The 21,930-nt window shown below is 70.2% G+C and carries 21 protein-coding genes; 9 read left to right on the top strand and 12 right to left on the bottom strand.

Going from position 1 to position 21,930, the window contains the following annotated elements:
- The first annotated feature begins 57 nt into the window (after nucleotides 1-57).
- The 3 genes from JOD67_RS37855 to JOD67_RS37865 are packed head-to-tail and all read left to right on the top strand — an operon-like array spanning nucleotide 58 to nucleotide 2,691.
- Nucleotides 58-1,035, top strand: a complete 978-nt coding sequence (locus JOD67_RS37855; RefSeq protein WP_205122469.1) for an N-acetylglucosamine kinase — start codon at nucleotides 58-60, stop codon at nucleotides 1,033-1,035.
- Between the two features lie 10 nt (nucleotides 1,036-1,045).
- Complete coding sequence (locus JOD67_RS37860) at nucleotides 1,046-1,675, top strand: MBL fold metallo-hydrolase (RefSeq protein ID WP_205122470.1); 630 nt, start codon at nucleotides 1,046-1,048, stop codon at nucleotides 1,673-1,675.
- Nucleotides 1,672-2,691 (top strand): TRM11 family SAM-dependent methyltransferase, encoded by a 1,020-nt coding sequence (locus JOD67_RS37865; protein WP_205122471.1) that lies wholly within the window; start codon nucleotides 1,672-1,674, stop codon nucleotides 2,689-2,691. The genes JOD67_RS37860 and JOD67_RS37865 overlap by 4 nt, the downstream gene beginning before the upstream one ends.
- On the opposite strand, the gene JOD67_RS37870 is transcribed toward JOD67_RS37865, so the two are convergent.
- The gene (locus tag JOD67_RS37870; protein ID WP_205122472.1) at nucleotides 2,678-3,583 is read right to left on the bottom strand and encodes an alpha/beta hydrolase; all 906 of its coding nucleotides are present in this window, start codon (nucleotides 3,581-3,583) and stop codon (nucleotides 2,678-2,680) included. The two genes, JOD67_RS37865 and JOD67_RS37870, sit on opposite strands and share 14 nt — an antisense overlap.
- 20 nt (nucleotides 3,584-3,603) lie before the next feature.
- Nucleotides 3,604-4,170 carry an ATP-binding transcription factor AbmR gene (gene abmR, locus JOD67_RS37875; RefSeq protein ID WP_205122473.1) on the bottom strand — a complete coding sequence of 189 codons (567 nt, stop codon included), beginning with the start codon at nucleotides 4,168-4,170 and terminating at the stop codon, nucleotides 3,604-3,606.
- Between the two features lie 174 nt (nucleotides 4,171-4,344).
- Here abmR and JOD67_RS37880 point away from each other — a divergent pair, with 174 nt between their 5' ends.
- From JOD67_RS37880 to JOD67_RS41595, 3 genes are all read left to right on the top strand, one after another.
- A complete protein-coding gene (locus JOD67_RS37880; protein WP_205122474.1) occupies nucleotides 4,345-5,085 on the top strand; it encodes a CPBP family intramembrane glutamic endopeptidase in 741 nt (246 codons plus the stop codon).
- A gap of 34 nt (nucleotides 5,086-5,119) precedes the next feature.
- Complete coding sequence (locus JOD67_RS37885; protein WP_205122475.1) at nucleotides 5,120-7,105, top strand: thioredoxin domain-containing protein; 1,986 nt, start codon at nucleotides 5,120-5,122, stop codon at nucleotides 7,103-7,105.
- Nucleotides 7,106-7,304: 199 nt separating this feature from the next.
- Nucleotides 7,305-7,847, top strand: a complete 543-nt coding sequence (locus JOD67_RS41595) for an NUDIX hydrolase (protein ID WP_205122476.1) — start codon at nucleotides 7,305-7,307, stop codon at nucleotides 7,845-7,847.
- On the opposite strand, the gene JOD67_RS37895 is transcribed toward JOD67_RS41595, so the two are convergent.
- The 10 genes from JOD67_RS37895 to JOD67_RS37940 all read right to left on the bottom strand — a co-directional run bounded on the left by JOD67_RS37895 (nucleotide 7,844) and on the right by JOD67_RS37940 (nucleotide 19,028).
- Entirely contained in the window at nucleotides 7,844-8,920 is a 1,077-nt protein-coding gene (locus JOD67_RS37895; RefSeq protein WP_205122477.1) for a right-handed parallel beta-helix repeat-containing protein, read from the bottom strand. The two genes, JOD67_RS41595 and JOD67_RS37895, sit on opposite strands and share 4 nt — an antisense overlap.
- Nucleotides 8,917-10,056, bottom strand: coding sequence for a glycoside hydrolase family 88 protein (locus JOD67_RS37900; protein WP_205123337.1), 1,140 nt, complete (start codon nucleotides 10,054-10,056; stop codon nucleotides 8,917-8,919). Before JOD67_RS37900 ends, JOD67_RS37895 begins: the two co-directional genes overlap by 4 nt.
- Nucleotides 10,053-11,420: a DUF4185 domain-containing protein gene (locus JOD67_RS37905; RefSeq protein WP_205122478.1), complete on the bottom strand. Its 1,368-nt coding sequence runs from the start codon at nucleotides 11,418-11,420 to the stop codon at nucleotides 10,053-10,055. Before JOD67_RS37905 ends, JOD67_RS37900 begins: the two co-directional genes overlap by 4 nt.
- Entirely contained in the window at nucleotides 11,417-12,736 is a 1,320-nt protein-coding gene (locus JOD67_RS37910; protein WP_205122479.1) for a BNR-4 repeat-containing protein, read from the bottom strand. Before JOD67_RS37910 ends, JOD67_RS37905 begins: the two co-directional genes overlap by 4 nt.
- A gap of 119 nt (nucleotides 12,737-12,855) precedes the next feature.
- Nucleotides 12,856-14,037: a mandelate racemase/muconate lactonizing enzyme family protein gene (locus JOD67_RS37915; RefSeq protein WP_205122480.1), complete on the bottom strand. Its 1,182-nt coding sequence runs from the start codon at nucleotides 14,035-14,037 to the stop codon at nucleotides 12,856-12,858.
- Complete coding sequence (locus JOD67_RS37920) at nucleotides 14,034-14,936, bottom strand: glycoside hydrolase family 88 protein (RefSeq protein WP_205122481.1); 903 nt, start codon at nucleotides 14,934-14,936, stop codon at nucleotides 14,034-14,036. Before JOD67_RS37920 ends, JOD67_RS37915 begins: the two co-directional genes overlap by 4 nt.
- Nucleotides 14,926-16,224, bottom strand: coding sequence for an extracellular solute-binding protein (locus tag JOD67_RS37925; RefSeq protein ID WP_205122482.1), 1,299 nt, complete (start codon nucleotides 16,222-16,224; stop codon nucleotides 14,926-14,928). The genes JOD67_RS37920 and JOD67_RS37925 overlap by 11 nt, the downstream gene beginning before the upstream one ends.
- A gap of 190 nt (nucleotides 16,225-16,414) precedes the next feature.
- A complete protein-coding gene (locus JOD67_RS37930) occupies nucleotides 16,415-17,311 on the bottom strand; it encodes a carbohydrate ABC transporter permease (RefSeq protein ID WP_205122483.1) in 897 nt (298 codons plus the stop codon).
- The gene (locus JOD67_RS40880) at nucleotides 17,308-18,216 is read right to left on the bottom strand and encodes a carbohydrate ABC transporter permease (RefSeq protein WP_205122484.1); all 909 of its coding nucleotides are present in this window, start codon (nucleotides 18,214-18,216) and stop codon (nucleotides 17,308-17,310) included. Before JOD67_RS40880 ends, JOD67_RS37930 begins: the two co-directional genes overlap by 4 nt.
- The gene (locus JOD67_RS37940; RefSeq protein ID WP_205122485.1) at nucleotides 18,213-19,028 is read right to left on the bottom strand and encodes an IclR family transcriptional regulator; all 816 of its coding nucleotides are present in this window, start codon (nucleotides 19,026-19,028) and stop codon (nucleotides 18,213-18,215) included. The genes JOD67_RS40880 and JOD67_RS37940 overlap by 4 nt, the downstream gene beginning before the upstream one ends.
- 102 nt (nucleotides 19,029-19,130) lie before the next feature.
- Between JOD67_RS37940 and JOD67_RS37945 the strand changes: the two genes are divergently transcribed.
- From JOD67_RS37945 to JOD67_RS37955, 3 genes are read left to right on the top strand one after another with little or no spacing between them, the layout of a single operon-like run.
- Nucleotides 19,131-20,318, top strand: a complete 1,188-nt coding sequence (locus JOD67_RS37945; protein WP_205122486.1) for a mandelate racemase/muconate lactonizing enzyme family protein — start codon at nucleotides 19,131-19,133, stop codon at nucleotides 20,316-20,318.
- Between the two features lie 4 nt (nucleotides 20,319-20,322).
- Nucleotides 20,323-21,222 (top strand): dihydrodipicolinate synthase family protein, encoded by a 900-nt coding sequence (locus JOD67_RS37950; protein WP_205122487.1) that lies wholly within the window; start codon nucleotides 20,323-20,325, stop codon nucleotides 21,220-21,222.
- The gene (locus tag JOD67_RS37955) at nucleotides 21,219-21,929 is read left to right on the top strand and encodes an SDR family NAD(P)-dependent oxidoreductase (protein WP_205122488.1); all 711 of its coding nucleotides are present in this window, start codon (nucleotides 21,219-21,221) and stop codon (nucleotides 21,927-21,929) included. Before JOD67_RS37950 ends, JOD67_RS37955 begins: the two co-directional genes overlap by 4 nt.
- Nucleotide 21,930 lies beyond the last annotated feature (1 nt).

Genomic DNA, 21,930 nt, shown 5'->3' on the forward strand with positions numbered 1-21,930 from the left:
GCTGGGTACCCTCTCCCTTCGGTCGCGTCGTCGGGATGCGCGGGGGCGGGAGCGTGGATGGACCGCGGGTACGTGATCGGCATCGACTCCGGCGGCAGCCATACCCGAGTGGCGTGCGTCGACCTCGAAGGCACCGTGCGGGGAACGGGGCGAGGCCCGGGTGGCAGCCCCAACCACAACGTCGACGCCAGGCGTCATGTCCGCGACGCGATCCACCAGGCGATGGAGGCGGCGAACGTCAAGCCGCCGCAGGTCGTCGCGATGGTGTCGGGGATGGCGGGCTTCGACCAGGAAGACGATCTGAAGTGGGCGGCCGGGTTCCTCGACCTCGACGGTCTCGGCTGCCGGGCACACGTCGTCAACGACGCGATGGTCGCCCAGGCGGGAGCGTTCGCCGGCGAGCCCGGGATCGTCGCGATCGCGGGAACGGGATCGATGATCCTGGCGGTCGCCGAGGACGGCGAGGTGATCCGCAACGACCGCTACCGCCACTACGCCGGCGGGGCACGGCACCTGGTGTTCGACCTGATGGCGCGGATCCTGATCGACGAGGACACCGCGGCGGACGCCGTACTGGTCGAGGAGATCTGCCGGTACTGGGGCGTGTCCGACAAGCCCGGGTTGCGGGCGAAGGCGCGGGAACTCGAGGCCGCGGACTACAACGAGGCCAAGCGCTTCTACGGCCGGATGGCTCCCCTGGTCACCGCCGCCGCTGACTCCGCGCCGGTCGCGGGCGCCGCCTGCGACCGGCTCGCGCACTTCACCTGCGTGGGCATCCGCCTGCTCGCCGCCCACTTCCCTTCGCCGACGGTGCGGGTAGCCCTGCTCGGAGGGCTCGCCCGTTCCCCTGCGTTCGCCGGTCGGGTGTCGGTCGAGCTCGCGGGGGTCGCTCCCGCTGGGCGGTTCCACGTCACCGATCCAGCCCTTCCGCCGGTCGCGGGAGCCGCGCTCCTCGCCCTCCAGCGCGCCGGAGTCGTCGTCGACGGGCCGGTGATCGAACGGCTGGCCGCCGGCACCTCGCACCTCACGACCTAGAATCCAGGGAATGCGGATCCAGAAGTACACCCACGCATGCGTACGCCTAGAGAAGGGCGACCAGGCGCTGGTGATCGATCCGGGAACGTTCTCCGAGGCGGAGCCGCTCGACGGCGCGACGGCGGTGCTGATCACGCACGAGCACCCCGACCACCTCGACCCGGCGAAGCTGGAGAAGTACCCGGACCTGCCGATCTACACCAACGAGGCCGTCGCCGAGCAGCTGGCGGACTTCGGCACGGACCGACTGAACGTCGTCGCCGAGGGTTCGCGGTTCGAGATCGGCGCGTTCCAGATCTCCGTCCACGGCGCGCTGCACGAGGTGATCCACCCCGACCTGCCGTCGGTACCGAACGTCGGCTTCTTCGTCGACGACTCCTTCTTCCACCCCGGCGACGCGTTCACGGTGCCCGACCGCCCGGTGCGGACGCTGATGGTCCCGGTGAGCGCGCCGTGGCTCCGCGCCGCGGACTCGGTCGACTACATCCGTACGGTCCGCCCGGAGCTCGCCCTCGCCGTCCACGACGGGCTCTACAACGACATCGGTCTGTCGATCGTCGACCGGCTGCTCGGGCAGATGGCCGAGCAGGCCGGCTCGGAGTACCGCCGGCTCGCGGTCGGCGCAGCGGTCGACGCGTGACCGAGTACGCGCTGCTGGTCCTCCCGGCCGCCAACCGGGTGTACGCCGACGCGACACCAGCACTGACCCGCGCCGAGCTCGGCGCCGTTCTTGGCGACGCCGTCGGAGCGGCGGCCGAGACGACGTTCGGCGGCGTGTCGTACGTGACGTTCACCGCCGACCTCGCGCCCGACGCGATCGCGAAGCTGTCCAACCTTTCGTCGGTGTACGCACTCTTCGCCCGCGAGGGCGAGCTGCTGCGCCCGGTCGAGCTGACGCCGCTCGCGACGTACGACGACGACCTGATCACGATCCCGAAGTACGCGGGCAAGACCAACGAGCACTTCACCAAGCTGCTGCTGAACGTGACCGTCGCGGCCAGCGCGTTCGCCACCGCCGAGCGCAAGCTGCACGTCTTCGACCCGCTGTGCGGGCGCGGCACGACGCTGAACCAGGCCCTGATGTACGGCTGGGACGCGACCGGCATGGACGTCGACGGCAAGGACTTCGACGCGTACGCCGCGTTCCTCAAGACCTGGCTCCGGCGCAAGCGGCTCAAGCACCGCGCGGACATCACCCCAGTGCGGCGCGAACGCAAGACGCTCGGCCGCCGGCTGGACGTGACCGTGTCGGCGACGCCCGAGCTGCACAAGGCGGGCGTCAGCCAGTCGTTGACGGTGGTGAACGCGGACACCCTGCTCGGCCGCGACGTGTTCCGCGCGTCGGCGTTCGACCTGATCGTGGCCGACGCCCCGTATGGAGTGCAGCACGGCAGCCGCGCGGCCGGCCAGTCGTCGCTGTCGCGGTCGCCGTTGGACCTGCTGCGCAAGGCCGTACCGATCTGGGTGGAACTGCTCCGGGCGGGCGGCGCGATCGGCCTGTCCTGGAACACGCACGTCGCGCCGCGCACCGACGTCGCCGAGCTGTTCGCCTCGTCCGGGTTGACCGTTCGCGACGAACCGCCGTACGACGGCTTCCGGCACTGGGTGGATCAGTCGATCGACCGCGACATCGTGGTCGCCGTCAAGACCCGCTGACACCGCGGCCGGCCAGGTGTCGGCCGAAGTGGTCGGCGAGCTCGCCGATCGCGCGACCGACGTACTCCTGCTGGTCGTACAGGTCGATGTGGTTGGTGGTGTCGAGCCAGACGATCCGCTTGGGCTCGTCCGCGGCTTCGTACGCTGCCTGCGCGCCCTCGGGGCTGCAGTAGTCGTCCTTGCGCCCGTGCACGATCAGCAGCGGCGTGGGCGAGACGAAGCTCGCGGCGCCGAGGGTGTTGAACGTCAGCAGCGTGTACGTGGAGAACGCGGTGACCTCGTTCCGCCAGAACGAACTGCGGCCGCGCTCGGTGCCGTAGTACGCGAACGGCTCGTCGCCCGGCATCGACGCGACGCCCTCGAGTGCGACGGCCGGGATGCGCTTGTCGGGTTCGTCGGCGTACTCGCGCATCAACTCGGCGAGTGTCGCCTGGTAGGCCCGGGTGCCCATCTGGTCGCGGAACCAGGCCGGGCTGTTGAACCCGCCCGCCACGCTCGCCACGGCGGCGATCCGGCGGTCGAACGCGGCCGCCCGGACGGCGTACCCGCCGCCGAGGCAGATGCCGACCGCCCCGATCTTGCTGGCCGCGACCTCGGGCCGTTTACTCAGGTACGTCACGGCCTCGCGGAGGTCGTGCACCTTGCCCTGCGCGTCCTCGTGCTGGCGGGGACTGCCGCCGCTCTCGCCGAAGTTGCGGTGGTCGAACGCGAGCGTCACGTACCCGGCCTCGGCGAGCTGGTCGGCGTAGACGCCGGCGACCTGGTCACGGACACCCGTGAACGGGCCGGTGAACACCAGCCCCGGCATCGGCCCGCTCGCATCGCCCGGGACCCGGAGGTCGCCGACAAGCTCGATGCCATCGCTGGCGAAGGTGACGCGTTCGGTCCGCATGCCGGCCTCCCGAGGGGGAGCTATTGCTCCGCGCTGTCCTCGAGATTGTCGGCCGATCCGGTGCCGCTGTCAGGACCCTTGGACCGAACTTCCTCGACATGCGCCATCGCCTGGCGCAGCTCGCCCAGCCAGGCCTCGGTGTTCCTGCCGACCAGCTTCACACACCACGCCAGCGCCTCGGACCGGGTCCGGGCCACGCCGGAGTCGACCAGGGTGTCCAGCACCTGGCGCTCGGCCTGCCGCAGCCGCGTCATCACCGGTACGGACAGCGTCGTGAACAGCTCCTGGGTGTCGCCGCACGTCGCGCCCCACGCGACCTTCCGGCCGGCGCCGTGCTCGAGCTCGCGTGCGATCCCGATCCGGTCATCGCGCGTACGCTCGCGGAACTCCTTGATCCGACCCGACTCCGCGGCCGCCTTCTCCGCCGCGGACGCCTCGTCCCCGACCGTCGGCGCCGCCAGCCGGCCGACCACGGTGATCTCCTCGCGGTCGATGGTGATCTCGATCGCCTCGGTGAACCACTCCCCCGGAAGCCGGCCCGCCAGCCAACCCCGGATGCGCTCCTCGCGCTCCTGCGTCGTCTTCATGCTTGGATGATTACACGATTACATCGATACGGCAACGCGCGGCTCGTGCTCGCCGGGCGACGAGCGCCGGCCGCCCGAATCGGCCATGAGGATTCACCCATTCTCACGTTGCACGCGCGGTCTGGGTGGAATCGTGGCCTCTGCGACTGCACCACATGGGACTTGGGGGGTTCGATGGTTCGCGAGCGGGCGAACGCGTTCGCGCACGCGCATCCGATCTGGTTCGGCGTCATCGCGACGCTGTTCTGGGTCGGCCTGATCCTGGCGGCGATCCAGCTGCCGCCGCATCCGCTCTACGGGCCGATGTACGTGAACGCGATCGGCTTCATCTTCGGGCTGCTCGTGGTCTGGCTGCTCGGCTGGCGACGCGCCGACGTCGGGCTCGGCCGGCAGCGGATCGACCGATCGCTGTGGACGATCGCGTCGTTGTTCGTGCTCACGCTGACGTTCGCGCTCCCGGGCATCCAGGGTGAGCCGTACATCGTCTTCTGCACGGCGGTCTGGTGCCTGCTCATCGGCCTGAACGAGGAGCTCTGGAGCCGCGGCATCATCCTGTACCCGCTCAGCCGGCTCGGCCCGTACGTCAGCTCGCTCATCGTCGCGCTGCTGTTCTCCAACCAGCATTGGCTGAACTTCGTCTTCTTCGGCGCATCCCTCGAGGACCAAATCGCGCAGCTGATCTCGACGTTCACGTTCGCCTTCGCCCTGACGGCACTGCGCTGGCGCGGGCTGACCATCTGGCCGCTCGCGATCCTGCACGGACTCGGCGACTTCCTCCAGCTGACGTCGCCAGGCGCCGCCCCATGGTGGTGGCAGCTCGCGATCGCGGTCTTCGAGCTCGCGTACGGCTGGTGGCTGCTCCGCACGGTGCGGCGCTCGCACACCACCGCACCCGAACCGAGGCATGCCGCCTGAGAGCACGTCACCCCGCACGTGTGACGATGGGCGGATGAACCGGCTCGGCGAAGCGACCAGTCCGTACCTGCTCCAGCACAAGGACAACCCCGTCGACTGGTGGCAGTGGGGACCGGACGCGTTCACGGAGGCTCGCGAACGCGACGTGCCGATCCTGCTGAGCGTCGGCTACTCGGCCTGTCACTGGTGCCACGTGATGGCGCACGAGTCGTTCGAGGACGAGCAGACGGCCGCGTACATGAACGCGCACTTCGTCAACATCAAGGTCGACCGCGAGGAGCGGCCGGACGTCGACGCGGTCTACATGGAAGCCACGCAGGCGATGACCGGCAGCGGCGGTTGGCCGATGACCTGTTTCCTCACTCCCAAAGGCGATCCCTTCTACTGCGGCACGTACTTTCCTCCGAGCCCGCGGCACGGGCTCCCTTCGTTCGGCCAGCTCCTCGAGGCGATTGCCGAAGCCTGGAAGGAGAGGCGTGACGAAATCGTACGTGCCGGCGCCGACATCGTGGAGCGACTGTCCACAGGGGTGGTGAAAGGTGACGGCCCACCCGACGAGGCAGCCCTCGACGGCGCGGTCGCCTCGATCGGCGAGAACTTCGACGACGTTCACGGCGGCTTCGGCGGCGCACCGAAGTTCCCGCCGTCGATGCTGCTCGAGTTCCTGCTGAGGCACGCGGCCCGCACCGAGGACGAGGGCACGCTCGCCATGGTCGCGCTCACCTGCGAACGCATGGCCCGCGGCGGCCTTTACGACCAGCTCGGCGGCGGCTTCGCCCGCTACAGCGTCGACAACCGCTGGATCGTGCCGCACTTCGAGAAGATGCTGTACGACAACGCGCTCCTGCTCCGCGTCTATCTGCACTGGTGGCGCCTCACCAAGACCGCTCTCGCCGAACGCATCGTGCGCGAGACCGCCGACTTCCTGCTGCGCGATCTGCGAACCCCACAAGGCGGTTCCGCCTCCGCGCTCGACGCCGACAGCGAGGGCGTCGAGGGCAAGTTCTACGTCTGGACACCCGACCAGCTCCGCGATGCCCTCGGCGACGACGACGCCGAGGTCGCGATGGAGCTCTTCCTCGTCACCGAGGAAGGCACGTTCGAGCACGGCAGCTCGACCCTGCAGCTGCCCGCCGACTCCGACCGGTTCGAGGAGTTTCGCGCACGCCTGTTCGAGATTCGCGCACAACGCATCGCGCCCGGCCGCGACGACAAGGTGGTCGCGGCGTGGAACGGGCTCGCGATCGCCGCACTCGCCGAGGCCGGCGCCCTGCTCGACGAGCCGACGTACGTCGACGCCGCCATCGAGGCCGCGCAGCTCCTCCGCGACCTGCACACGGTCGACGGCCGGCTTGTCCGCACCTCCCGCGACGGCAAGCCCGGCACCAGCCAGGGCGTGCTCGAGGACTACGCGAACGTCGCCGAAGGCAGCCTCGCCCTGCTCGCGGTGACCGGCGACGCGCGCTGGCTGGAGTGGGCGGGCGAGTTGCTCGACCTCGTACTCGACCGGTTCGACGACGCCGAGCACGGCCTGTACGACACCGCCGACGACGCCGAGCAGCTCGTACGACGGCCGCAGGACCCGACCGACAACGCCACGCCGTCCGGTCGTTCCGCCGCGGCCGGCGCGCTCCTGTCGTACGCCGCCTACACCGGCTCGGCCAGGCACCGCGAGGCGGCCGAACGCGCGCTCGGCGTCACCGGCCTGCTCGCCGATCGAGCACCGCGAGCCGCCGGCTGGGGCCTCGCCGTCGCCGAGGCGGTGCTCGCCGGCCCGCTCGAGATCGCGATCGTCGGCGACCCGAACGACCCACTGCGCAAGGAACTTCTCGACGCGGCGCTGAACGGCACCAGCCCCGGCGCGGTGGTCGTCGCCGGCGAGCCGACCGAGGGCGAGGCAGCCATCCCCCTGCTTGCCCACCGCGGCCTCCTCGACGGCAAGGCCGCGGCGTACGTCTGCCGAGGCTTCGTCTGCGACCGCCCCGTCAGCACGGTGGCAGACCTACAGGCCCTGCTCTAGCTTCGGAATTTCGTGTGTTGGTGGGTGGAGCGTGTCTTGGTCGCCTTACCCGGCCAGTGGCCGCTCTACCTGGCGTCCACCCCACGTAAAGGGGCCAATGATCATGTAAACATGATCATTGGCCCCAGGGCGGGCCGGGTCGAACCACCGCCGGACGAAAGATCGAGGCTACTGGCCCAAGACTCGAGGGAGAACCGGTGTGACTCCGCAAGAGTGGAGCGTCCTCGCTTCCGAGGTCGTCTACGACACCTGGATCACCGTCGTCCGGGACCGCCTCCGCAAGCCGGATGGTGGCGAGCTGGACTACCACTACCTCGCCTCAGCGGGCTCGTCGTCGGTCCTGGCCTTCACCGAGGACGAGCAGGTGGTGTTGACGCGGCAGTATCGGCATCCGCTTCGGCAGACCATCTTCGACCTGCCCGCCGGCGGGCTTCGCGCAGGTGAGGAACCGCAAGCCGCGGCGCTCCGCGAGCTCGCCGAAGAGACGGGTTACGTCGCCGGCGAGATCGAATCGCTGGGGCGATTCAACCCGATGCCCGGCACGATGTCGCACACGTGCCACGTCTTCGTGGCTCGCGACCTGCGGCTCGGCTCGAAGAACCTCGATGAGCACGAGGTCATCGACGTGGTTCTCATGCCGTGGCCAGACGTCGTGACCCTGGTGCTGAACGGCGACGCGGTGGACGGATCGCTGGTCTACGCAGTGCTCCGCTACCTGGCACGGACGACGAGCGGACGCTAGAAGTACGACGGCCCGCTGTTCGGCGATCCCGAGCAGTTGTTGCCGGTCCACGTGTTCTGGTCGCTGAACCACTGACCCGGCCGGAAGTCGTCCGCGCACCCGTGCACGCTGCCCGTGACGTCGTTGTTCTCGACCGTGTTGGTGCGCGGCGCCCAGTACGGGCGGGTCTCGTCGTTGCCGACCAGCAGGATGCCGTACCAGCTCGACACCGCGTTGCCGCGCACGACGTTGTCGGTCGTCACGTCGTTGTCGGTGTCGTGCAGCTGGCAGAGCATGATCGCCGCCGAGCGCTCACCGGATGGCCCGGAAGCGCACGGTCGCTGGTAGGGCTGGCCCTGGTTGGTCGCCGGATGGCGAACGGTGTTGCCCTCGATCAGCCAGTGCGAACCGAACAGCGAGATGCCCGCCCAGTTGGTGTTGGCGACGATCGTGTTGCCGATCAGCTGCCCTCCCCAGACGCTCGCGATGTCGAGGCCGGGACCGGTGTTGTCGCGGATCGTCGTGTTCGCGATCCGCGGCGCCCAGTTCGACGGCCCCGCCACGGTCGACACCACGTACACGCCCGCGCCGGGTGGGCTCGGGCAGCCGGACCACGCGCCGTTGTGGCGGATCAGGCTGTCGGTGACGTCGACGCGCACACCGGCGATGCCGAGCCCGTAGCACCGAGCTCCTTGCAGGACGACGTTCCGGGCCGTGAAGCCGCGGCAACACAGCGCCGACGTGGCCAGACCGCCGCTCTCGAGCGTGAGGTCGGCGACGACGAACGGTGCACCGTTCGACCCGTCGTCGTTGAGGATTCCCTCCGCGACTGTGTTCTCCCACGGCTGCACGGCACGCAGCACCGTGGCCGAACGGTCGCCGCCCGGCGTCCCCCGCACGGTGTGGCCAGCAGGCACGACGACGAAGTCGTCCACGTCCCAAACGCCCGGCGCGACCTGCACGCACGCGTTCGCGCTCACCGCGTCGCGCAGCGGCAGCTGGCCAGACCAGCCGAAGCAGTCCGCCGCCGCGGACGGCAACGGGACGACGAGAAGGGACGCCAACGCGGCCAGCACCACCAACATGCGTCTCATGAGGTCAGCCCCGCGATCTCCGAACCGGCCATGAGGAAAGCGCCGACGCCGAAGTCCTCGGTCCGCGTCGCGGGCGCCGCCGCCGGCCGGTCACCGCCGGGCTGGCAGTACCCGAGGAAGCCGTCGGAACGTACGGCCGTCGCTACCATCCCGTTCCACGCACGCGCGACCACCGGCAGGTACGTCGCCCGGTCGAGCAGCCCCGCGCGGATCCCGTACGCGATCCCGAACGCGAAGAACGCCGTGCCGCTCGTCTCCGGAGCGCCGAAGTGCTGCGGGTCGGACAGGTTCGGGTACCAGAATCCGTCGGCCTGCTGGACGGTTCGCAGCTCGGACGCAAGGTCCCGCAGCCCGCGCACGTACTCCGGCCCGCGCTTGTCAGTAGACGGGATCACCTTCAGCGTCTTGGCGTACGCCGCCATCACCCAGCCGTTGCCGCGCGACCAGTGCACCGGTTTGCCGTTCGGCGACGCTGCCGCCTCGCCGTCGACCTGGAACCGGTGGTCGCGATACCAGAACGCCGACGACTCGCTCCGGTTGCCCGGCTTGACGTAGACCGCGGCGTTGCCATGCTGGCGTTTGGAGTAGTGGTAGAGCCGGTAGAGCTTCACCCAGTACAGGTTGTTCCCACGCAGCTTGCCGAAACGGGCGAAGACCGGCATCGCCATGTGCAGCGTGTCGCACCACCACCAGTCGTCGTTCTTGTCCGGCTGGTCGGTGAGCATGCGCGAGACCGACGACTCGATCATCGCGATCTTGTTGGCGCCGCCGACCTCCTCGAACAGGTCCAGGTACGCCTGCCCTGCGCAGTGGTTGTCGGCGTTCCGCGTGGTCACGCCGCCGGTGAGGCCCCACGCGTTCTGGTTGCCCCACGCGAGGCCGTAGTCCAGCAGGCGTTGCTCGCGGGTGAGCCAGTAGTGGTGCATGAGCCCGCTGAAGTACGTGGCGCGCGCCCAGTCGGTCCCGCCCGGGTTCGCGTGCGTGCCGATCCAGTAGTTGTCGACCCGGTTCAGCACCTCGACGACCTCGGCCCGGGTCGGCAACGTGTCGGGCGGTGCCGCCTCGGCTGCCGGACCGGCGAGCGTCGCCGCGGCTCCGAGCGCCGCCGTACCGGTGAGAAACTGTCTGCGCCTCATTGCGCACCACCTCCGAAGGTCACCTTGACGACGGGGAAGTCCGAGCTGGTCGGGCCTGTCGTGTGGGCGTACGTCACGTACTGCACCTTGCCGTTTTGTTCCGCGTACTCCGGATGCGCGAACGCGGCGTAGCTGATCGAGGCGAGACCCGTTCCGGCGGAGGGCAACGCGGTCGTGAGCAGGCCCGCCGCGGACCACGGGCCCTCGGGCCGCGCCGCCACGCGGTAGTGGATGTCGTTGCTGAGCGGCACGCTGTAGAGGGCCACGAACCTGCTCAGGTACGGACTCCAGAACACCGACGTCCCGGCGGCTCCGCCGCTGAGCTTGCCGTTCTCCCCAGCGGGCAAGGGAGTCGCGCACGACAACGCGGTCGACCACACGTCCGGGCAGGCCGTTGAGTCGCGGCCGGGACCCGCGTAGAACCGCCATGCGGCACGATCCCACACCGCGTTCGCGGGCGTCAGCGGGACGCGTGCCAGTCGACACTCGGACGCGAGGAACCCGTAGCACCCATACGCGTAAAGGAATCCGCCGTCGACGTGCATGCCGGTGTCGAAGTGTGGATCGGCCGTGGCCGGGTCGGTGTCGTACGGCCAGATCGCGCTCGGCGTCGTCGGGTCGGTGGCGTTCGCGACGTTCTGCCGTACCCAGCCCTCACCGTCGGAGGTGGCCTCGGTCCAGACGTTCACGCCGATCCCGACGCCGTCGAACCGGAACTCGCGGCAGGCCTCGTTGCGGTTGTCAATGTCGTCTTGCGTGCAGCCCTGCTTCAACGCGTGGTACCGCTTGATCAGGCTGTAGAACGCGAGGATCCGCCCACGAGCGGGGTCCGCGACGACCGAGCCGCCCCAGAGCGCGAGCTCGTCGCCGCATTGCATCCAGGCAACCCCGGCTCGGGGTTGGCAACCCGCGGCAGGACTCGTGTCGGCCCGCTGGATGTTCCACGCCCGCTCGGTGGGGTTGAGCCCGATGAACTCGCGCGGTGCGCCGTCGCCGCCTTCGTACCACCAGTCGCTCACACTGTCGGCGAGGTCGAGGTCGACGGTGAGCGCGCCGGTGTTGCCGAGGAACCGCCGGCCGTCGCCGTTCGGCTGGGTGAGGAACGTGTCGCCGAACGACCAGTACGAGAACCGCAACCCCTGCCCGTTGTCGTAGCCCGCGCTCTGGCCGTTGTCGTGGCCGGCGATGAAGCTCGGCTCGTTCAACGGGCTGTAGACGACGCCGTTCGTCGCGCGCTCGTAGCGCGGTCCGTTCGCCAACGTCACCACGGACTCGGTCGGCGGCAACGGCGGCGCTGCCGCCGAGAGCGGAGGGACGAGCCCGCCGGCGCAGAGCAGCCCGGCCAGGGCGACCTTGGCGATCATCGTCCGATCTCCCGGTAGTAGAGCTCACCTCGTCGCGCGGAGATCGCCGTTGGCGCGCAGAGATAGGCGAGGTCCGTACCGTTGGCGCGAGTGATGACGCCCAACCGTTGCACGGGTTTACCCGCCGCCACGGGCGTCTCCACCCAGCTCGCGCCGTTCTGCTCGGCCGCGATCGCGGTACCGCCGGCGTCGGACTTGACGTAGTAGACGCGGTCCGAGCTGCCCGCCGTGGTCACGTCGAGCGCCGCGGTGGTCTGCGAGGGTCCGCCGTACATGATGTCCCTCGTCCAAGCCCCGTTGACGAAACGCGCGCGACGAACCTTGAACGTGGGCGTGCCGACCTCTCGGTAGCGGTACGCGATCACCGGCGTCCAGGTCGTCCCGGACGGACGCAAGGCCAGCTTGGCACTCTGCACGCCGAAGTCGCCGTCGTACGCCTCGCCCGCCATCAGCGGCTGGAAGATCAGCCCTGGTGTGGCCGGCGTCGTCGGGATGGCGACCTGGGTGCCGTTCGCGACGTGGAACGTGTTCGTCCCCGGTCTGTACTGCAGGTACGAGCCCTCGTGCCGCACACCCGTCGCGGCGTAGGCCCACTCGAACGCGATGTGCACCACCCCGTCGGCGGTCACCTGAACGTCGTCCGGGTAGACGGTGCGCTGCGGACTCTGCTGGTAGGCGAACGCGGTGCCGCCGACCAGCGACCAACTGTTGGTCGCGTTCGTCCAGTGATAGAGCCGCGCCCCGGCACGGGTCGGGACGCTGCGGGCGCGAATGATCAACCACAGATCGCCGTTCGGGGCGCGGGTCACGTTGGGATAGGTGAAGCCGAGGCTCCCGTCGGGCAGCTCCGACGTCCGGCGGGCGAACTCCGTAGGGTCCCCCGGCCGCACCGACCGGTAGTAGGTGATGCCGGTGCTGTTGTGCATCGCCGCGAACACGTGGATGAAGCCGTCACCGTCGACCGCGAGCGACGGCTGGTTGTGGCCGAGGTCGTCGGTGAACTCCGCGCACACCGTTCCCGTCGTGTTCGGGAGGCAGCCGCGGGCATAGCTTCCGGCGGCGTCGCGGCGGGTGACCCAGACGTTGTGCCGGCCGGGGTTGTCGAGCACGTCGGTGTTGTACGCGAGGTACGTACGGCCGGCGAACTCGTCGATCGGCGACCACCAGCCCGCCTGGTTCTTGTCGTCGACCGCGACCGAGATGGTCTCGAGCGGTCCGAGGACGACGGCCGCCGAGGCGGGCGGCGCCAGAACGGCGCCGGCGAGAACAGTGGCGAGGACGGCGGTGGCGAGTGCCGAGATTCGGATCGGGATCATCGTTGGCTCCCAGATGGTCACGTAGCGCTTAGCTCTACGCGTTCTGTGCACGAGCTTGCCAGATATTGACGATGCCATCCAGACTTCGGTAGGTGATTTGCAGCTTGCTGCCAGCTCCGTCAGCCGGCGAGCGCTCGTACCGCCGCCTCGTCGACCGAGATGCCCAGGCCAGGCCCCTCGGGGACCGCGACGCTACCCGCCTCGGGGACGAGCACGTCGGTAGCGAGCGGGCGGCCGAGCGGGTTGGTGCCGACCCAGTACTCCAGCACGTCCAGGTTGGGGATCGCGGCCGCGCAGTGCAGGCTGGCGGCCAGGTGGACGGCGGAGCCGATGCTCACGTGCGGAGTCGCTCGCGCCCCGAACGCGTCGGCGAGCGCGGCGATGCGCATGGTCTCGGTGATCCCGCCGGCGCGACAGACGTCGGGTTGGAGAACGTGCAACGCCTCGCGACGCAGGAACTCCAGCGCGCGGAACCGGCCGGCGAGCGAGTCCAGCGCGAGTGGAATGTCCAAGCGGGCGGCCAACATCGCGTACGTGTCGAGCAGCTCCGGGCCGACAGGCATCTCGAAGAACCCGACCCCGAGCCGTTCGAGCTCACGGCCGACGAGCAGCGCCTGGCGCGCGTCGTACTGCCCGGCGGCGTCGGCGTAGACGCGGCAGCCGTCGGCGAAGACCTCGCGTACCGCGGCGACCGACGCGACGTCGGACGCCGGATCGACCCCGATCGCCACCTTCACCGCGTCGTAGCCCTGCCCGCGCAGCGTCTCCGCCTCTGCCCGCACGGCGCGGAGTCCGTCGGCACCGGAGCCGGCCGGTGCCGCGGGGATGCCGGACGCGTACACCGGGACGCGCTCTCGCTGCCTGCCGCCGAGCAGCGCGTAGAGCGGTTGGCCGAGCGTCCGTGCCCACGCGTCCCACAGCGCGATGTCGACGCCGGACAGCGCCTCGATCCAGAAGCCGGAGTCGTGACCGCGGACGCGCATGCCGGCGTACATCCGGTCCCACGTCACCGCGAGCTCGTCCAGCCGCGAGCCGAGCACCAACGGGGTCAGCAGCTCGTCGATCAGTGCGCAGGTCGCGGTCACGGCCACCGGCGCCTTCGCCTCACCCCAGCCGACGACGCCGTCCGCGGTCTCGACGCGGACGAGCGCGGTGTCGATCGTGCGCGAGTAGAGGTAGTGGCGACGCGACTCCGGCGGGTACGTCGGCATCCGCTGCTCGGAGCTCCACGTCCGCGCGCCCCAGTACGTCTCGGCCGGCTCGGCGCGCAGCGCGAACGTCTCGAGCTTGACGACCTTCATGCCTGTCTCCTGTCCAGCAGCGCGAGCAACAGCGGTCCCTGGCCCCACGGGTGCAGGCCGAGCGGGCGGTCGAGGTAGCTCTCCACCGTTCCGACGGGCGTCGCCTCGGAGGTCGGGAGCGCGCCGTTCTTCAAGCCCGCAAGGGCTGCCGCGAGCGCGCGGTCGGCGAGGTCGGCGTACGCGGCGTCGACCAGGCCGTGCCGTACGGCGGCGCCCACGGCGTGCGCGACGTACGCGGACGTCGACAGCTCCACCGGGGCGTCCGGTCGGTCGACGACCGTTCCCCAGCGGCCGTCGCGTTCGCACGCCGCCAGTGCTTCCACCAACCGTCGCAGCCGCCTGGCGAGACGGTCGTCCGGTACGTGGGCGAGGACGCCGGTCAGCCCGAGCAGCGCCCAGCCCTGGCCGCGTCCCCACGCGACGCCGTTCCCGCGTCCCGCGGCGACGTCGTACCCGTGGTCGAACAGCCCGTCGTCGCGCTGCAGCGCGGCGCACGCCTCCTCGGTCAGCTCCACCGCGGCCTCATCCTCGCCGAGCAACGCGAGCCCAGGCCCGTCGGTGTGCAGGCAGTCGACCCAGATCGTGCGCTGCCACGGGGGAAAGTCCGGCCGATGCACGCGCGGCCGGCCAGGCACGGGCCGTACGGCATCGACGACCGCGGACCGGAACGCCTTGGCCCACGGGCCATCCAACCCGAGCTCGACCAACGCCTCGACCGGGACCAGGTGATCGGTCGGGTCACCCGGCGGCCGCGCCGCGGCGGCGCTCATCAGGTCGCGGACGTACTCGCCGTGCCCCGCTCGGACGAGCCCGTTGAGCGCGGGGCCGATGCCGAACCCCCAGACCTTGAACGAGCACCGCAAGGTCGCGTTGACAACGCCCTCGAGCTCAGCCGACAAGCTTCTGCATCGCCTCTCGCGCCGTCTCCAAGCCCTGCTTCGGCGTCGCGTCGCCGATGAGGATCGCCTGCACCTGCTTGGCGAGCGTCTCGTACAGCTGCGCCGACTGGGGATACACCCACAGCGGATCCGACTTCGAGGTCGCGGTGACCTTCTCGACGAACGAGGACGCGAACGGGTCGCCGGTGAACGTCGGATTCTCCAACGCCTGTTGGGTGGTGGGCGGATACCCGGCGCTCTTGAAGTACGTGATCGCGGTGTCGGCGTCGCTGGTGAGGTGCTTGACGAACTGCCCCGCCGCGTACTCGCCCTCCCCGCCGGCGACGACGGCGAGCACATGCCCCCACGCCATGGCCTGCGGCTGGTCGCCGGCCTTCAACACCGGCCGCTTCCAGGCGACGAGCTTCTCGCCGATCTTGGGATCCGTCGCGTTCGCGGAGACGAACTTCCGCGCCGGCGCGGCGTCGTCGTACAGGCCGACCTTGCCCTGGCCGAACAGCGCGCGGGCGTCGAACCGGTCCATGTCCTTGCCGATCAGCCCCTTGTCGTACAGGCCCTTGTACCAGGTCAGGGCCTCGACGGACGGCTCGTCGCCGACCACGATCTTGCCGTCCTCGACGACCGGGCTGCCGAACGTCCACATCCACACGACGATGTCCTTGAGGTTCGCGACCTTGGTCATCGCCGCGTACGGCACCACTCCGCCACCGAGGCCCTTGAGCTCGGTCAACGCCGCTTCGAAGTCCTCCAGCGTCTCGGGCTCCGTCGTGATGCCGGCGCGCTCGATCAGCTCGGAGTTGCCGACCAGGCCGATCGCGCCGTGCGTCCAGGGCAACCCGACCTGCTTGCCGTCGTACTGCCCGACCTTCAATCCCGCTTCGGTGTACCGGACGTCCTTGGCGAGCGGTGCGAGGTCGGCCAGCTTGCCCATCGCGCCGAGCGAGGCGACCCAGGTCACGTCGAGCTGCACGGCGCCGGCGACCTGACCGCCCTGCAGCTGCAGGATGACCTGCTTGAGGTAGTCGTTGTACGGGTACGACGGCGTCTTGATCGTCACGCCGGCCGACGACTTGTACGCGTCGAGCAGCTCCTGCAGCTGCGCCTTCGACGCCGCCTCGTTCATCGACCAGCTGGTGAACGTGACGTCCTTCACGCCGTCGTCCGTGGTCAGCCCGTCGGCGTTCTCGTTCTGCGTACTCGGCGGCGGACCGCCGGACGGTGCGCACGCCGCGAGCGTGCCGGCCGCGAGCGCGCCGAGCAGGACGCGGCGACTGAGGGTGCGATCCATGGTGCCCTCCACTAGGTCGTGTTGCGGAAATAGCGCCGGTCATCGCGCGTAGCGCGATGGCGCGCGGCGCATCGCGCCCGGCTGGGCGTGGTGCAGGAGGAACTCATAGTCGTCCTATGGGTGACGAACTGGACCGCGGCCAGGCGGGATGCGAGGTGTCGCGCGCCAGGCGATCTTTTCGCAACACGGCCTAGCCCTTGACGGCGCCGCCGGCCAGGCCGGCGACGAGATAACGCTGCAGGCTGACGAATCCGACGATGACCGGGACCGAAACGATCAGCGAGGCCGCCATCAGCGCCGGCCACGCGGTCTGGAACTCGCCGACGTAGGTGTTCACCAAGCCCGGCGGCAAGGTCTGCTTGTCCGGACCGGCGAGCGTCAGCGCGAAGATGAAGTCGTTCCAGCCGCGGATGAAGGCGAACAGCCCCGCGGCGACGACACCGGGCGCTGCGACCGGCAGCACGATGCGATGGATGATCGTGAACCGGCCCGCGCCGTCCACCTTGGCCTGCTCGATCATCGCGTCCGGGATCGTGTCGAAGACGCCCTTCAACATCCAGATGCACAACGGCATCGTGAACGCGGTGAACGAGAGAACCAGGCCGAGATAGGAGTTGAGCAGGCCGAACGCGTTGAACAGCAGGTACAACGTGATCAGCAGCAGCGCGTGCGGGAACATCTGCGACGCGAGCACGAGGTACATCAGCGACGACCGGCCGCGGTAGCGGAACTTCGAGAACGAGTACGCGGTGTACGTCGCGACGGCAAGCGTGAGCACGGCGGTGGCGACCGACACGACGACGCTGTTCAGCAGGTAGCCGAGCAGCTTCGGGTCGCTGACGAACGACTGGAAGTGCGCGAACGTGACCGAGGTCGGCAGCAGCTTCGGCGGGAACTGGAACACCTCGCCGGCGGGCCGTACCGCGGTGACGAGCATCCAGTAGACCGGCAGCAGCGCGAACGCCCCGACGAGGACGATCGTCAACCAGGCAAGGAGCTTGCCCTTGTCGATCGGCCTGCGCCTCCTGGACCTCGCCGCGGCGCTGCGCGAGCGGCTCGGTGCGGGCGCGGTGAGCGTCGACGTCATACCGGCCTCGGCTCGCGACGTTCGGAGTAACGCAGGTAGACGATCACGACGACGGTCAGCACCAACATCCAGAGCGCGCCGAGCGCACCGGCGTGGCCGAGGTCGAAGCCCTTGAACGCAGTGGTGTAGACGGCGACCGCGAACGTGGTCGTGGCGCCGGCCGGTCCGCCACCGGTGAGGACGTAGATCGTGTCGAAGTGCTGGAGGTTCCAGATCAGCTCGAGCAGCACGACGATGCCGATGATGCCGCGCAGGTGGGGCAGGCTGACGTTGAAGAACCGCCGTACCGCGCCGGCGCCGTCGAGCGCCGCGGCCTCGTACAGGTCGCGGGGAACGGTCTGCAGGCCGGCGAGCAGCATCACCATCATCCAGGGGAAGCTCGCCCAGGTCTTCGCGACGACCACCGCGACCATCGCCCACAACGGGTCGCTCAGCCACGACGTGCTGTCGGTCGCGAGCCCGGTGCGGACGAGGACACCGTTCAGCAGTCCGTAGTTGGTGTTGAAGATCCACAGCCAGACGAAGCTCACGACCACGCCGGGGAGCACCCACGGCAGCAGGAACAGGCTGCGCAGCAAGGCCTGTCCGCGGACGCCGGCGTTCAGCGCGAGCGCCGCGGCGAAGCCGATGACGAACGGGAGCAGCGTCGCGGAGATCGTGAAGACCGCTGTGTTGCGGGCGATCTCGAGCGCGTCACCGCGCAGGACGTCGGCGAAGTTGTCGAGGCCGACGAAGCTGCGCCCCGCCAGCACGAGGCTCTGCCGGAACAGGCTCGTGCTGAGCGCCGAGATCAGCGGGTAGAAGACGATGCCGGCGAGCAGGACGAGCGCCGGCAGCGTCAGCAGGACGCCGAACGTCCGGTCCGACAGACCTCGGCGCCGCTCGGAGCCGGTGAACGTGGTCACACCGCGACCCCGTCCGGATGGCTCGCGGTGTAACCGAGCGCGATGCTCACCGAGTCGGCCGCCTCGATCAGCGTGGCAGCGAGCTCGCCCTCCCTGGCTTCGAGGTTGAGCGCGGTCAGCGGTCCGGACACCGACATCGCGGCGACCACGTCGCCGGACGCGTCGCGGATCGGCGTCGCGACGCAGGCGCGGCCGAGCGCGAGCTCCTCGACCTCGGTCGCGTACCCGCGGACCGTGGCGGCCTCGAGCTCGGTGTCGAGCTTCTGGTGGTCGCCGATCGTGTGCTTGGTGTAGGTCGGCAGCTCCGGGCCGAGCAGCTCCTTGCGCTGGTCGAGGGTGGAGCCGAGCAGCAGGCACTTGCCCAGACCGGTGGCGTGCAGCGGGTTCTTGCGTCCTGCTTGGACGAAGCTCTTCGGCGCGCGGCGGCCCTCGAAGTTGCACAGGTAGAACAAGCTGGCGCCGCGCCGGATGGCCACGTTCGCGCCGAGACCGAGCTCGGCGGCGAGGTTCTGCGCGACCTGGCGGGACTCGCGGTGCACCGGGTGCTGGTTCAGCGCGGCACTGCCGAACGTGATGAGCGCGGGGCCGAGCCGGTAGAGCTGGCTGACCGGGTCACGTTCGACGAACTCGACCGACTCCAGCGTCGCGAGCAGCCGCGAGGTCGTCGACTGACCGAGGCCGATCGCCCGTGCCACGTCGCTGACGCGCAGCTCGGTGCGGCCGGAGCCGGCCTCGAGAAACGCGCGCAGGACGGCGGCACCGCGTTCGACGCTCTGGTTCGCGGCTGCGCTGGAGGGGGTGGTCGGAGCCATTCGGATGCCTCTCGGGTTCCGTTGTGCAATTATTACGCAGCCTACGCAGATAGCGGATGACGTCAAGCACTAGTCACTCTGATGTGGCGGATACTGGAAGCGATGCGGATCATTTCGGTCGAGACGTTCGTCCTGCGGCTGACGCCTGCCAGCGCGGACGGGATCTACCTCGGAGTCCAGGCGGACGGCAGCAAGCTGGCCGACGCCGGGTACGTCGTCCGCCCGCCGTGGCGGAGCCTGTACTCGGCGCGGTACGAGACCGTGCTCGTCCGGGTCGAGGCCGACTCCGGACAGGTCGGCTGGGGCGAGGCCCTGGCACCGGTGGGGCCCTCGGTCGTCGCCTCGGCCGTCGACGAACTGCTCGCGCCGCAGCTGGTCGGCGCGGACCCGCTGCGGGTGCGGCCGGTGTCGTCGGCACTGCGCGAGCTGATGCGCGAACGAGGGCATCTCGTCGGGCACCAAGCCGACGCGATCGCCGCTGTGGATATCGCGTTGTGGGATCTCGCCGGTCGTCTTCTGAAGGTGCCAGTCGGCACCTTGCTCGGCGGCGCGTTCACGGACCCGGTGCCCGTGTATGTGTCGGGGCTGCCGGTTCCGACCGATCCGGAGCGGGCTTCGCTCGCGCGCTCCTGGGTCGAGCGCGGCGCTCGCGCGGTGAAGCTGCACCTCGGGCACGGGGTCGCGGCGGACCTCGCGACGTACGACGCGGTGGCTGCCGCTGCGCCGTCGTTGCGGATCGCGGTCGATGCGCACTGGGCGTACGACCGCGCCGACGCGATCCGGCTCGGCCGCGGTCTGGACGAGCGCGGCGCGCTGTTCTACGAGGCGCCGCTCGCACCGGAGGACCTGGCAGGCCATGCGGAGCTGCAGGCCCTGCTCGCGACGCCGGTCGCGGTGGGCGAGACGCTGCGCAACCGGTACGAGTTCGCCGCCTGGCTGGACGCCCGCGCGCTGAGCGTCGCGCAACCGGACGTGGGACGTACCGGGATCACCGAGGCGATGGAGATCGCCTCGGTCGCTGCCGCGCGCCACGTTCCCGTCGCGCTTCATCACTCGGTAGGGCTCGGCGTCAGCGTCGCCGCCGGCCTGCACGTCGCCGCGGCCACCGAGGGTCTGCTGCTGTTCGAGTACCAACCGGCGACGCTCGAGGTGGCGAGCCGGATCCTCCATACGCCCCTGGAGCTGTCGCCGGCCTCGATGCCGGTGCCCGCGGGACCGGGGCTCGGCGTCGAGGTCGACGAGGATCTCGTTCGCCGGCACGCTGAGCGGACCACGAAGGTGAAGGGATGAGCGCATGACGCATCCGGTGAGCGGCCTGGTGCCGATCCTCGCGACCCCGTTCGACGACAGCGGCGCCCTGGACACGGCTTCGCTGAACCGGTTGGTCGACTTCCAGCTGTGGTGCGGCGTCGACGGTGTGGCGACGTTCGGGATGGCGAGCGAGGGCTTCGCGCTGACGACGCCGGAGCGTTCGGCCGTGTTGGCAGTGCTGGCCGCGCGGGTGCCGTCGGGGATGCCGATCGTGGCGGGCGTGAACGCGACGAGTACGGCGACCGCGGTCGAGCAGGCGCGGTTGGCGGCGGAGAGTGGCGCGACGGGGCTGATGGTGCTGCCGCCGTACCTGGTGAAGCCGTCGCCGGGACAGCTGGTCGAGTTCTACGGCGAGGTCGCCGCGGTCGGGTTGCCGGTGATGGTGCAGGACGCGCCGGTGGCGACCGGGGTCACGATGCCGGTGCCGATGCTCGTCGAGCTGAGCAAGCTGGACGGCGTGACCTCGGTGAAGGTCGAGACGCAGCCGACGGCGCCGAAGGTGAGCGCGGTCGTCGATGCGGTGGAGGACGACTTCGCCGTGCTGGGTGGGCAGAACGCGCTGTTCGTCCTGGAGGAGTACGCGCGGGGCGCGGTCGGCACGATGCCGGCGTGCGAGTTCGCCGATGCTCTCCGGCTGGCGCTCGTCTCGTTCGCCGCCGACGCCCTGGCCGCCGCGCGGGCGGAGTTCGCGCGGCTGCTGCCGTTGATCCGGTCGGGGATGCAGGGACCCATCGCCTGGGCGGTGCACAAGCACGTGCTGGTCCAGCGCGGGGTGATCGCCTCGGACCGCGTGCGGTTGCCGGCGGCGCCGTTGTCCGCCGCGGATCGGCGCGACATCGACACGCTGCTTCACGATCTCGCCCTGCCCGAGTTCGCCGGGTGAGCCGCCGCGTCCTCCTCGTCGGCGGCAGCTCGGACATCGGGCTGGCGATCGCCCGCGCGTTCGGACCGCCGGTGGTGGGGGTGGGGCTGACTCCCTGCGCCGATCCCGCGTTCGCCTCGTACCTGGTCGCCGACTGCTCGTCCTCCGACGTCGCTTCGGACGTGGTCGCCCGGGCCGCTCGGGAGCTGGGCGGGCTCGATGTTGTGGTCCTGGCCGCGGCGATCATGCCGGTGGCGCCGGCGCACACGACCTCGGACACGCAGTGGCGGTCGGCCCTCGGCGCAGCGCTGGACTCGGCGTTCTTCGTGTGCCGCGCCGCGTTGCCCCTGCTCGGCGAGGGTTCGGCGATCGTGGCGGTGAGCTCGGTGAACGCCTTCCTCGCTGCCCCCGGCGTGCCCGCGTACGCGGCGGCGAAGGCCGGTCTCGAGGGGTTGGTTCGCCAACTGGCGTTGGAGTACGGGCCGCGCGGCATCCGCGTGAACGCCGTGGCACCCGGCCTCATCGGCGGCGAGACGGTGCCGGATTCGGCCGCCGGATATCCGCTGGGCCGCACGGGCCGGCCGGAGGAGGTCGCGGCCGCGGTGACGTTCCTTGCCGACGCCTCGTTCGTCACCGGCGTCGTGCTGCCGGTCGACGGCGGCCTGTCGATCGCCTCGCCGGCCGCGTTCGTCCGCCCCGACCTTCGAGCCAGGTGGCTGCAAGACTAGG

It is taken from the genome of Tenggerimyces flavus (genome assembly GCF_016907715.1).
GTDB lineage: Bacteria > Actinomycetota > Actinomycetes > Propionibacteriales > Actinopolymorphaceae > Tenggerimyces > Tenggerimyces flavus.